Genomic DNA, 12,696 nt, shown 5'->3' with positions numbered 1-12,696 from the left:
GCCTGCCGCCAGCGTTCAATCTGAGCCATGATCAAACTCTTCAGTTGAAAGCTTGATAGTCTGTTAAGCAGACCAAACTTGGTTCAGAGTCAAACTTCTCGTGAGAGGCTTGCTCCGATATTTGGTGACCTTGTCACCACTCATCGGCAAGCGCTCACACGAATTACCTGATCAAATTTTTAAAGAGCGTCGCTGTTAAGCGAGGAGGCATATTCTACCCGGAACGCTTGAGAAGTCAAGCACTTGATGATGAGTCAGTCGACTGCCTCTAAGCATCATCAAGCGGTGAGGAGCGTTGCTCGATCACCTGTTCCGTAAGGAGTGCGACGTATTCTAGCGAATCGCCCGGGATTGTCAATCGATGAACTCGAAGCGGACTTCAAAAACATTAAGAAAAACAATCACCTGCAAACCTCGTTCACCGCTGGTAACGCCATGCGTCCCCGGCAGCGGATGCGTACTTTACGCACGAACCGCCGTGAGGGCAAGGGCTTTTTGAAGATCAGGCCAGATTTCGCCTTCACACCCCTGATTCTGGCACCTGGAGCACTCCAGCCAGGCGATCCCTGGCAACAAGGCTCGTTTTTAGCACCCTTTTCTCCACCTGGCGGCGCACGCAAAAAACCCAGTCTTGCGCACAAAAATATCCTGAGTGACACCACTCCCGGCCCAGACATGATGGAAATCAGCATCCCTCTGATGAACTCCGACGCCGACAGACCCATGCGAGGTGCCTCAAGCCGCACAAAAAACGCCCCAACAACAAAAGCTGCAGGGGCGTTTCTTGGCAAAACCAGGCATAAAGAAAAAGCGCACATCATTTTTCGTCAATGACAGAACCATCACAGCACGATGATGAGCCAAAGACTTTCTTCTTGCACAGCCAGGGAAAGCTTATCTCTCGCCCACAGCTATTTCACATCCAGGACTTCCTGCGCAAATTGTTCCTGAGCACAACTTTTTCTCACCACAAAGAGAACCGCCCCTGCAGCAAGGCTACAGGGGCGGTTCAGTATAAGTGCCTGACGATGACCTACTCTCACATGGAGAAACTCCACACTACCATCGGCGCTAAGCGGTTTCACTTCCGAGTTCGGCATGGGATCGGGTGGTTCACGCTCGCTATGGTCGTCAGGCGAGTGAGAGGCTTGCTCCGATATTTGGTGACCTTGTCACCACTCATCGGCAAGCGCTCACACGAATTACCTGATCAAATTTTTAAAGAGCGTCGCTGTTAAGCGAGGAGGCATATTCTACCCGGAACGCCTGAGAAGTCAAGCACTTGATGATGAGTCAGTCGACTGCCTCTAAGCATCATCAAGCGGTGAGGAGCGCTGCTCGATCACCTGTTCCGTAAGGAGTGCGGCGTATTCTAGCGAATCGCCCGGGATTGTCAATCGATGATGTCGAAGCGAGCTTCAAAAACATCAAGAAAAACAATCACCTGCAAACCTCGTTCACCGCTGGTAACGCCATGCGTCCCCGGCAGCGGATGCGTACTTTACGCACGAACCACCGTGAGGGCAAGGGCTTTTTGAAGAGATTGTCATTCTCGGGACATACGGGTGACATCTCTGCTCTGCCTTTCTCTTCTCTCCTCATTCTGCTTCTCTTCTCTTCTTGTCCTCGTCTCGTCGTTGCTTGCTGACATCCTCAAACCGTCCAGAAACGCATTCGGCCCCGCCAGGAATGGCGGGGCCGAATATCGATCATCACATTGCTGACAGCTGACGCTTACTTGTTACCGCGCAGCTTGCGCCCCAGCGCCATGATCGGGCCACTGGCGACATAGCAACCGAACAGGCCCAGCAGCATCACGGACGGCTCCAGCGAGATGACCACGAAGGCCAGCACGATGGCGAGCAGCGCCACGAAGGGCACCGGCCCCTTGAGGTCGATCTCCTTGAAGCTGTAGTAGCGAATGTTCGACACCATCAGGATACCGGCAGCCGCGACCACGAAGACCATCAGCGACTTGAAGGCGAAGGTCTCGGCGTCGAAGTTGTGCATGGTCCATACGCAGCCGGCCACGAGTGCCGCCGCTGCCGGACTCGGCAGACCGATGAACCACTTCTTGTCGGTGGAGCCGATCTGGACGTTGAAGCGCGCCAGACGCAGCGCAGCGCCTGCCACGTAGACGAAGGCGGCGATCCAGCCGATCTTGCCGACATCCTGCAGAATCCAGCTGAAGGTGACCAACGCCGGCGCCACGCCAAAGGACAGCATGTCCGCGAGGCTGTCGTACTCGGCACCGAAGGCGCTCTGGGTGTTGGTCAGGCGTGCCACACGACCGTCCAGGCCGTCGAGCACCATCGAGACGAAGATGGCGATGGAGGCGTTGGCAAACTCCCCGTTCAGCGCACACACCACAGCGAAGAAGCCGGAGAACAGCGCGGAGGTGGTGAACAGGTTGGGCAGCAGATAGATACCACGCCGACGAACGGGCTTGCCGTCCTCGATGGCTTCTTCCACGACTTCGCTGTCGTCGGTGAACTCCTCCACTACCTTGTCCAGCACTGAACTGCTGCGGCGTGTCTGTGCTTCGGGGGCTTCTTCTGCGCCGGGATGTCGATTTTCGTCAGTCATGGGATTCCTTGCATCATGCCTCGTCGTGGCAGGGTAACCACATTCTACACCTGCCAGTGAGCGCGAATAGTGGTGACACCCTAGCGGCCTCACCGTCGACTGTCACTTCCCTCTTCCACTCGATAGCGCTTATAGAGCAACAACGCAAGCGGGGCGCCCTCCTGATGGAGAGCGCCCCGCTCATTTCACGCCGGATCCAATAGCCAGGATCAGTTGCGTGACTTGTCGACCAGCTGGTTGGCAGTGATCCACGGCATCATGCCGCGCAGCTTCTCACCAGTCTGCTCGATCGGATGCTCGGCGTTCTGGCGACGACGGGCCGTCATGGACGGGTAGTTGGTGTTGCCTTCCTGGATGAACATCTTGGCGTATTCACCGCTCTGGATGCGCTTGAGTGCATTGCGCATGGCGACACGGGACTGCTCGTTGATGACTTCGGTGCCGGTCACGTACTCGCCATACTCCGCATTGTTGGAGATGGAGTAGTTCATGTTGGCGATGCCGCCTTCGTACATCAGGTCGACGATCAGCTTGAGCTCGTGCAGACACTCGAAGTAGGCCATTTCCGGTGCGTAGCCCGCTTCGGTCAGGGTCTCGAAGCCCATCTTGACCAGCTCGACCGCGCCACCACACAGGACAGCCTGCTCACCGAACAGATCGGTTTCGGTCTCGTCCTTGAAGGTGGTCTCGATGATGCCGGTACGACCGCCGCCGACGCCTGCCGCGTAGGACAGTGCGATGTCCTTGGCCTGACCAGTCGCATCCTGGTGGATGGCGATCAGGTCCGGGATACCGCCGCCCTTCACGAACTCGGAACGCACGGTGTGACCCGGTGCCTTCGGCGCGATCATGATGACGTCGAGGTCAGCACGCGGCACGACCTGGTTGTAGTGGACGTTGAAGCCGTGAGCGAAGGCCAGGGTCGCGCCCTGCTTCAGGTTCGGTTCCACCTGGTTCTCGTAGATGGCCTTCTGGTTCTCGTCCGGCGCCAGAATCATGACCAGGTCGGCAGCCTTGACCGCTTCCTCGACTTCGGCAACCTTCAGACCAGCCGCTTCGGCCTTGGCCCAGCTGGAGGAAGAGCGACGCAGGGCTACGGTGACGTCGACGCCGGATTCCTTCAGGTTGTTCGCGTGGGCGTGGCCCTGGGAACCGTAACCGAGGATGACCACTTTCTTGCCCTGGATGAGGGAGAGGTCACAATCCTTGTCGTAATAGAGTTTCATCGTCATTGCTCCTGGCGGCTCACCCCGTCAGCGGGATGGCGTGAGATCTTGAAAGAGTGTCTGTTGTTCTTGCGACCCTTCCCGCGAGGGAAAGGCGTATGACAGTGTCCAGCGCCGACGGCCATCTGTCTCGGCCGCTCTGCGTCCTGGGGAGGTCGTGCGCCTTGGATCAAGGTCTGCCGTCCTCCTCCTGCGCGGCGATGAGTCCACCTTACCTGCACCTCGACATTGCGTAAAATGCTATATTTGCACCATCATATGCCATATTGCGCAATGCAAGGCATTTCCCTCTACAGCACTCACCGACAGCGGACTCCGGCATGGACAATCGTCAACTCAAGCAATTCCTGACCCTCGCCGAAACGCTACATTTCGGGCGCGCCAGCACTGCCTGCCACCTGAGCGCCTCTGCCCTGTCACGTGCCATCCGGGCCATGGAGGAAGAGCTGGGCGTCAGCCTGTTCGAGCGCGACAACCGCAGCGTCGCGCTGACACCGGCGGGTGAACGCTTCCGTCGTCATGCTCGCGAACTCCTGAGTCAGTGGGATGACATTCGCCAGTCACTGCTGGAAGACAGCGATGAACTGCGCGGCGAGCTCTCCCTGTATTGCTCGGTGACCGCCAGCTACAGCTTTCTCTACGAGATTCTGGCCACCTTCCGTGCCCGCCACCCGCATGTGGAGCTCAAGCTGCATACCGGCGACCCCGCCGTGGCATTGGAGCGCGTCCTGATGGGGCACGAGGACCTGGCGATCGCCGCGCGCCCCGACGTGCTGCCTTCCCGTCTCGCCTTCACCGACTTCGCCGAGTCGCCACTGCGCTTCATTGCCCCGCGTCGTGATGGCCCCGGCCAGCAACTGGAAGGCATCGGCGAGGCGGACGATTCGGCGGCGGGCGACGACCACATCGACTGGACGCGCGTGCCGATGATCCTGTCGGAGACCGGCCTGGCGCGCGAGCGCTTCGATGCCTGGTGCCATACACGCGGTATCAAGCCGCGCCTGTATGCCCAGGTCGCCGGCAACGAGGCCATCGTCAGCATGGTCGGGCTGGGCTTCGGGATCGGCGTGGTGCCGCAGATCGTGCTCGACAATTCGCCGCTGGCCGACCAGGTGCGCATCCTTGATGTCGATCCGCCGCTGACCCCCTACAAGGTAGGCCTATGCGTACAGGAAAAACGCCTGCGTCACCCGCTGGTGCGCGCATTGTGGGAGCAACTGCCCGGCTCGCCGCAGCGCCCCACTGACTGATATCTGATAGCGAGCCAACGAAAACGGCGCCCCGAGGGGCGCCGTTCTTGTCTTGCGTTTCCACCACCGTCTTACAGGCTCAATACCTTCTCACCGCGGGCAATGCCGGAGACACCGGTACGTGCCACTTCCAGCACGCCCACCGGCTGCATCGCTGCCAGGAAGGCATCCAGCTTGCCACCGTCGCCGGTGATCTGGATGGTGTAGAGGCTCGGCGTGATGTCGACGATCTGGGCACGGAAGATGTCCGCCGTGCGCTTGATCTCATCACGCTGGGCGCCCAGCGCCTTGACCTTGACCAGCATCAGCTCGCGCTCGATGTGGCTGCCCTCGGTGAGATCCACCAGCTTGACCACATCCACCAGCTTGTTGAGGTGTTTGGTGATCTGCTCGATGACGCGATCTTCACCGACCGTGGTGACGGTCAGACGGGACAGGGTCGCGTCTTCGGTCGGGGCCACGTTGAGGGTCTCGATGTTGAAGTTGCGCTGTGAAAACAGGCCGACGACCCGTGACAGCGCGCCCGGTTCGTTTTCCATCAGAATGGAGATGATATGGCGCATCAGGTCCGCTCCGTCTTCGTAAGCAGCATGTCACGCATGGAGCCGAGAGGCACCTGCATCGGGTAGACGTGTTCACGCGGGTCGACATAGATGTCGAGGAACACCAGCTCGTCCTTGTTGCGGAAGGCTTCTTCCAGCGCAGGCTCGAGCTCCTCCACCGTGTGCACCTTGATGGCACGGAAGCCATAGGCACCCGCCAGCTGCACGAAGTCAGGCAGCGACTCCATATAGGAATGCGAGTGACGGGACTTGTAGTTCAGGTCCTGCCACTGACGCACCATGCCCAGCGACTGGTTGTTGAGGTTGATGATCTTGACCCCGATCCCGTACTGCTTACAGGTCGAGAACTCCTGCATCATCATCTGGAAGCTGCCTTCACCGGTGAACAGCACCACATCGTCTTCCGGGTAGGACATCTTGATGCCCATGGCCGCAGGGAACCCGAAGCCCATGGTGCCCAGACCACCGGAGGTGATCCAGCGGTTGGGGCGCTGGAACTTGTAGTACTGGGCGGCGAACATCTGGTGCTGACCGACATCGGTGGCAACGAAGGCTTCACCACGCGTCGCGCGGTGCACGGCTTCCACCACCTGCTGCGGCTTGAGCGGCTCACCCGGGGCGGACGGCTCATACAGCTTGCCTTCACGCTCGGCACGCCAGCCATCGATCTGAGACCACCAGGCCTCCAGTGCATCAGGATTGGCCAGCTCGCGACCCTGCACGAGACTGATCATCTCGTTGATCACGGCATCGGCCGGACCGACGATCGGCACATCGGCGCGCACGGTCTTGGAGACCGAGCTCGGGTCGATGTCGACGTGGATGATCTTGGCCGTCGGGCAGAACTTCGAGGTGTTGTTGGTCACGCGGTCATCGAAGCGCGCACCGATGCAGATGATCAGATCGGTGTGGTGCATGGCATTGTTCGACTCGTAGGAGCCGTGCATGCCGGGCCAGCCCAGACACTGCCGATCGCCCTGCGGGTAGGCACCGATGCCCATCAGCGAGGTGGTGATCGGGAAGTTGAGGCGGCGCACCAGGTCAGTCAGCGCTTCGCTGGCACGCCCGGACACCACACCACCGCCGGTGAAGAACAGCGGGCGACGTGCCTTGAGCATCAGCTCGACGGCTTTCTTGATCTGGCCGCTGTGGCCACGGGTGACCGGGCTATAGGAGCGCATGCGTACCTTCTTGGGGTAGCTGTACTCATAGCGTTCGGTCGGGGCGGTCATGTCCTTCGGGATATCGATGACGACCGGCCCCGGGCGACCACTGGAGGCCAGATAGAAGGCCTTCTTGATCACCTCGGGAATCTCGCTCGGGTGCTTGATCGAGAAGCTGTGCTTCACGATCGGGCGAGTCACACCGACGATGTCGGTTTCCTGGAAGGCGTCTTCACCGATCAGGTGGCTGGCGACCTGACCACACAGCACGACCATGGGGATCGAGTCCATGTAGGCCGTGGCGATACCGGTGACGGCATTGGTCGCGCCCGGGCCTGAGGTGACCAGCACCACACCCGGCTTGCCGGAAGCGCGCGCGTAACCATCGGCGGCGTGGGTCGCGGCCTGCTCGTGACGGACCAGAATGTGCTGGACCTTGTCCTGGCGGAACAGGGCGTCATAGATATGCAGCGCCGCTCCACCGGGATAGCCGTAAATATATTCCACGCCCTCGTCATGCAGGGCGCGGGCGATCATGTCAGCGCCGGAAAGCAATTCCACTTGGTTATTCTCCCCTGGAGGTCTCGAGTGCGTCCGGCGGCAATGCGCAAGCCGGATCGAGTGCGACCTGAATGTCGCTACCGCAGAAATTGCGGCACCTGATGCCAAACCCTGGCGTCTGCGGCCCGGTTAGGGCCTGCACTCTTGTCGCATCGGTTGGATGCGGTCGGGGCTGATGGCCGGTCGGTACGGTTGGCGTACCCGGACCGGCGTATCCTTTGACAGGCGGACAGCGACTCAGCGTCTGTCCTTCACGCGGCGCTTCGAGGGTCGCCCGAATGGCCGCGCCCGCAATCAGGAATGGTCAAGAGTCCAACAGCCGCAAGGGGCTGTCAACTCAACCTTACGCCAGTGTGCGCCGCCTGCGCCAAATGCCACACCGATAACAACGAATCCGGCCATAAGCGTGCGCAAAACCTCACCAATGGCGATAAATTCGCAATTTTCTGCTTCGTGAATTTCAGCCTGCCTCACACCGGGTTGTCTATTTGCGCCCAGGCGGCAGACACGAAAACGCCCCACCGCAAGCGGAAGGGCGTGCTTCCGTCACGGTGGGGCGTCACTCACGGGCGCACGAATCAGCGCGTGAAGGTCAGCCCCCCGCCCTCTTCGCCGACATGGATGACGTCACCGGGCACGAAGTCGCCGCCCAGCAGGGCCTGGGCCAGCGGGTTCTCGATGCGGCTCTGGATGGCGCGTTTGAGCGGGCGAGCGCCATAGACCGGATCGAAGCCGGCCTTGGCCAGCAACGCCATCGCCGGGTCGGTGATCTCGAAGCCGAGATCACGCTCGGCCAGACGCGCCTTGAGACGCTCAAGCTGAATGCCCGCGATGGAGGCGATCTGCGCCTGTCCCAGCGCGTGGAACACGACCACTTCATCGATGCGGTTGATCAGCTCCGGGCGGAAGTGATTGCCGACGACTTCCATCACCGCCGTCTTCATGTCGTCGTACTGGAAGGCCGCCTTGCGCTCGGCACGCTCGTCGACACTTTCCGTGCTGCCCTCGTCTTCCGCCAGCTCGCCATTGAGGCCGCTCATGCGCTGGATCATTTCCGAGCCCAGATTGGAGGTCATCACGATCACGGTGTTGCGGAAGTCGACGGTACGTCCCTGACCGTCGGTCAGGCGGCCATCTTCCAGCACCTGCAGCAGGATGTTGAAGACATCCGGATGCGCCTTCTCGACCTCGTCGAGCAGCAGCACGGAGTACGGCTTGCGACGCACGGCCTCGGTCAGATAGCCGCCCTCTTCATAGCCGACATAGCCGGGAGGCGCGCCGATCAAGCGAGCCACGGAGTGCTTCTCCATGAACTCGGACATGTCGATGCGCACCATCGCCTCTTCGGTGTCGAACAGGAAGTTGGCCAGTGACTTGCAGAGCTCCGTCTTGCCGACACCGGTCGGGCCGAGGAACAGGAAGGAGCCGTTGGGACGGTTCGGGTCCGACAGCCCAGCGCGTGAGCGACGCACCGCATTGGATACCGCGATCACCGCCTCGTCCTGGCCGATCACCTTCTCGTGCAGCGCCTCTTCCATGCGCAGCAACTTGTCACGCTCGCCTTCGAGCATCTTGGCGACCGGAATGCCGGTCCAGCGCGAGACAACCTCGGCAATCTCCTCCTCGGTGACATTGGAGCGCAGCAGCACGTGGGCGGAGGTATCCGCCTCGCCTTCGCCGGCTTCGCTGATCTGCTTCTCGAGCCCCGGAATCACGCCGTACTGCAGTTCCGACATGCGGCTGAGGTCGCCGGCGCGGCGCGCCTGCTCCAGATCGATCCGCGCCTGCTCCAGCTCGGCCTTGAACTGGGCCGCGCCCTGGATGCTGGACTTCTCGGCCTTCCAGACCTCATCGAGGTCGGCGTATTCCCGCTCCAGCTCCGAGATCTGGTCCTCAAGCGCGCCGAGACGCTTGAGCGCCGCCTCGTCGGTTTCCTTCTTCAGCGCTTCACGCTCCATCTTGAGCTGGATCAGGCGGCGGTCGAGACGGTCCATCTCCTCCGGCTTGGAATCCAGCTCCATGCGGATACGTGACGCGGCCTCATCGATCAGGTCGATCGCCTTGTCCGGCAGCTGACGGTCCGTGATGTAGCGCGAGGACAGCCGCGCGGCGGCGATGATGGCGCTGTCGGTGATGTCGACACCGTGGTGCACCTCGTAGCGTTCCTTCAGGCCACGCAGGATGGCGATGGTGTCTTCCTCGCTGGGCTGGTCGACCTGTACCTTCTGGAAGCGGCGCTCGAGTGCGGCATCCTTCTCGATGTACTGACGATACTCGTCAAGCGTGGTGGCACCGACACAGTGCAGCTCGCCACGCGCCAGCGCCGGCTTGAGCATGTTGCCGGCATCCATCGCGCCTTCGGCCTTGCCCGCGCCGACCATGGTGTGCAGCTCGTCGATGAACAGGATGACCTGGCCTTCTTCCTGCGCCAGCTCCTTCAGCACCGACTTGAGGCGCTCCTCGAATTCGCCGCGGAACTTGGCCCCTGCCAGCAGCGAGCCCATGTCGAGAGACAGTACGCGCTTGTTCTTGAGGCCTTCCGGCACCTCACCATTGACGATACGGCTGGCCAGGCCCTCGACGATGGCGGTCTTGCCGACGCCGGGCTCACCGATCAGCACCGGGTTGTTCTTGGTGCGACGCTGCAGCACCTGGATCGTGCGGCGAATTTCCTCATCGCGCCCGATCACCGGGTCGAGCTTGCCATCCCGCGCGCGCTCGGTGAGATCCAGGGTGTACTTGTTGAGCGCCTCGCGATTGTTCTCGGCATCGGCATCGCCCACGGCTTCGCCACCGCGCAGTGCATCGATGGCGGAGGTCAGGGCGGGCTTCTTGATGCTCGAGGAGGTGAACAACTTGCCGAGATCACCGCCCAGCTCCAGCGCAGCCAGCAGCGCGAGCTCGGAGGCGATGAATTGATCGCCGCGCTTCTGCGCTTCACGATCGGCCAGATTCAGAAGCTTGCCGAGGGCCTGCGAGGGCGCGACATTGCCGTCGAACTGGGACACGGTGGGCAGGTCATCCAACTGGCGCTTGAGGCCGCTCATCAGGCTGGTGGCATCGCCGCCCGCCTTGTTGACCAGTGCCTTGAGCCCGCCATCGCGGTCTTCCAGCAGTGCCAGCAGCAGATGCTGCGGGTGAATTTCATTGTGGCCTCGCCCGACGGCGAGCGACTGGGCATCCGCCAGAGCGTTCTGCAGCTTGCTGGTGAGTTTGTCGATGCGCATGGTGCCTTCTCCTGAGAGTCATGGCGGTACTCCTTTTCTCAGGAGCTTCGCCTGTAACATTTCGTATCTGACTCTCAAGATGGGGGCTGGCGCACGGCTTTCAAGGCAGGATTCGCCGCGCTGCAGCATGTTGTGGCATTTGCCTGATCCAGGTCAGATTCCGGCTGCCCCCGCCGGTCATCACCTTTGCCACACACAGAAACGCCCCGCCAACCTGAGATATCAGGTCAACGGGGCGCTTGTAGATGCTGCATGTCAATGCGCTGATCAGCGCCTCAGCGCAGCCAGATCACCGTGGCGAGGCGTCCGGTCACGCCATCATCACGCCGGTGTGAATAGAAGCGGGATTCAGAGGCGGTACAGAAGTGGCCGCCACTGATATGACCCACTCCGGCACGCTCGAGACGCAGGCGTGCCAGCTTGTAGAGATCACCCATGTAGTGACCGAGCCGGTAGGGGCTGGCCTCGAAGGCGTCATCGGCCTCGGGAAGGTCCGCGATGAAGGCATCACGCACCTCGGGGCCGACCTCGAACTGCGCATTGGAGATCGCCGGGCCCAGCCAGGCCATCAGCTCGCCGGGGTCATCGCCGAGACGCTCGATGGTGGCTTCCAGCACGCCTTCGACCAGCCCGCGCCAACCCGCATGCGCCACACCGACACGCGTGCCCTGCCGATCACAGAACAGCACTGGCAGGCAGTCCGCCGTCATCACCACACAGGCCTGCCCGGTGCCGGTACTGATGCAGGCATCCGCCCGTGGCGGGGCATCCGGCCGGTCTTCGGCGTGGCAGACATCGAAGGCATCCACCACCTGAGTGCCGTGCACCTGATCCAGCCACGCCAGCGGACGGCCATCATCGACCTCCGCGGCGAGCAGCTCGCGCACCTGCGCCACCATCGCCGGGTCATCGCCGACATGCAGCGCCGGATTGAAGCCGGCATACGGCCCCTGGCTGGGGCCGCTCTCACGCGTGGTCACGAAGGCCTGCACCGGGCTCGGCGCGGGCCAGTCCGGCAGTATCAGGGTCGGGCGTAGACTCTCGTCGTGCATAACCTCTCCTTGTGCGGCGTGTCGCGCGAGCCTGCCGCCTCAGCGAGCGATGTCTTCCTTGAGATAGTCGATCAACACCAGCATGTCGCCCGGCATCTCGGCGCGGAATTCGACTTCCTTGCCCGTGATCGGGTGGATGAAGGCGAGACGACGGGCATGCAGTGCCTGACGCGGGAACTGACGCAGCAGCTCCTTGAGCGGGTCACTGGCCCCCGGCGGCAGCTTCAGACGCCCGCCGTAGACCGGGTCTCCGACCAGCGGATAGCGCTGGTGCGCCATGTGCACGCGAATCTGGTGGGTACGCCCGGTTTCCAGCTTGCAGCGGATATGGGTGTGACCCCGGAAACGTTCCACCACGCGGAAGTGGGTGACCGCCGGCTTGCCACTGTGAGTGACGGCCTGACGCTTGCGGTCCTTGGGGTGACGCCCGATGGGCGCGTCCACGGTGGCACCGGAGGTCAGCACGCCCGTGACGACGGCGTCATACTCGCGCGACACGGTACGGGCCTGCAGCTGCTCGACCAGGTCCGCCTGGGCGGTCAATGACTTGGCCACCACCATCAGTCCGCTGGTGTCCTTGTCGAGACGGTGCACGATGCCGGCACGCGGCATCATGGAATTGCCCGGACAATGATGCAGGATGGCGTTGAGCAGCGTGCCATCGTGATTACCCGCGCCCGGATGCACGACCATGCCGTGCTCCTTGTTGATGACCAGCACGTCGTCGTCTTCATAGACGATCTCGAGCTCGATATCTTCCGGCTCGTGGCTGACTTCTTCTTCAAGCTCGGCGGTCAGGGCCAGACGTTCACCGCCATAGACCTTCTCGCGGGGTTTGACGGCGGCACCGTCGAGGGTCAGCGCACCGGTCTTGATCCAGTGCTTGAGACGCTCGCGGGAATAGTCGGAGAAGATCTCGGCGCAGGCCTGATCAAGGCGCATGCCAATCATCGCCTCCGGGATCCGCTCTTCGCGGTTGATGGTGTCTGCCATATTGCTCTCTGAGGCCGTTTCGCACGAAAGGGCCTTTGCTTTATAGTGAGTGCGGATCGGCGGATTCTAGCATGC

9 protein-coding genes and 1 rRNA gene are annotated in these 12,696 nt (G+C 61.6%); 2 read left to right on the top strand and 8 right to left on the bottom strand.

Features of this window, described 5'->3' with window-relative positions:
- Positions 1-351 precede the first annotated feature (351 nt).
- Positions 352-834: a hypothetical protein gene (locus ACJJV2_RS00600; protein WP_405277649.1), complete on the top strand. Its 483-nt coding sequence runs from the start codon at positions 352-354 to the stop codon at positions 832-834.
- 186 nt (positions 835-1,020) lie between these two features.
- Here ACJJV2_RS00600 and rrf read toward each other — a convergent pair.
- From rrf to ilvC, 3 genes are all read right to left on the bottom strand, one after another.
- Positions 1,021-1,136 (bottom strand): 5S ribosomal RNA (gene rrf / locus ACJJV2_RS00595).
- Positions 1,137-1,734: 598 nt separating this feature from the next.
- On the bottom strand, positions 1,735-2,586 hold the full coding sequence (gene pssA, locus ACJJV2_RS00590) for a CDP-diacylglycerol--serine O-phosphatidyltransferase (protein WP_043337235.1): 852 nt from the start codon (positions 2,584-2,586) through the stop codon (positions 1,735-1,737).
- 209 nt (positions 2,587-2,795) lie between these two features.
- Complete coding sequence (gene ilvC / locus ACJJV2_RS00585; protein WP_043337232.1) at positions 2,796-3,812, bottom strand: ketol-acid reductoisomerase; 1,017 nt, start codon at positions 3,810-3,812, stop codon at positions 2,796-2,798.
- A gap of 320 nt (positions 3,813-4,132) precedes the next feature.
- On the opposite strand from ilvC, the gene ilvY reads away from it, so the two are divergent.
- Positions 4,133-5,062: an HTH-type transcriptional activator IlvY gene (gene ilvY / locus ACJJV2_RS00580; RefSeq protein ID WP_405277645.1), complete on the top strand. Its 930-nt coding sequence runs from the start codon at positions 4,133-4,135 to the stop codon at positions 5,060-5,062.
- A 71-nt stretch (positions 5,063-5,133) separates the two neighbouring features.
- Here ilvY and ilvN read toward each other — a convergent pair whose 3' ends face one another.
- The 5 genes from ilvN to rluD form a co-directional block, all read right to left on the bottom strand.
- On the bottom strand, positions 5,134-5,625 hold the full coding sequence (gene ilvN, locus ACJJV2_RS00575; RefSeq protein ID WP_043337227.1) for an acetolactate synthase small subunit: 492 nt from the start codon (positions 5,623-5,625) through the stop codon (positions 5,134-5,136).
- Complete coding sequence (locus ACJJV2_RS00570; protein ID WP_043337225.1) at positions 5,625-7,349, bottom strand: acetolactate synthase 3 large subunit; 1,725 nt, start codon at positions 7,347-7,349, stop codon at positions 5,625-5,627. The genes ilvN and ACJJV2_RS00570 overlap by 1 nt, the downstream gene beginning before the upstream one ends.
- A gap of 578 nt (positions 7,350-7,927) precedes the next feature.
- Positions 7,928-10,576 (bottom strand): ATP-dependent chaperone ClpB, encoded by a 2,649-nt coding sequence (gene clpB, locus ACJJV2_RS00565; protein WP_405277640.1) that lies wholly within the window; start codon positions 10,574-10,576, stop codon positions 7,928-7,930.
- A gap of 275 nt (positions 10,577-10,851) precedes the next feature.
- Positions 10,852-11,628 (bottom strand): peptidoglycan editing factor PgeF, encoded by a 777-nt coding sequence (gene pgeF / locus ACJJV2_RS00560; protein ID WP_405277637.1) that lies wholly within the window; start codon positions 11,626-11,628, stop codon positions 10,852-10,854.
- Positions 11,629-11,667: 39 nt separating this feature from the next.
- Positions 11,668-12,621, bottom strand: coding sequence for a 23S rRNA pseudouridine(1911/1915/1917) synthase RluD (gene rluD / locus ACJJV2_RS00555; protein WP_054556942.1), 954 nt, complete (start codon positions 12,619-12,621; stop codon positions 11,668-11,670).
- Positions 12,622-12,696: the final 75 nt, after the last annotated feature.

This window comes from Cobetia sp. Ld8 (assembly GCF_045066615.1).
GTDB lineage: Bacteria > Pseudomonadota > Gammaproteobacteria > Pseudomonadales > Halomonadaceae > Cobetia > Cobetia amphilecti.
Note: the sequence above shows the minus strand (reverse complement) of the source record. Positions and strands in the feature narration are given on the sequence as shown.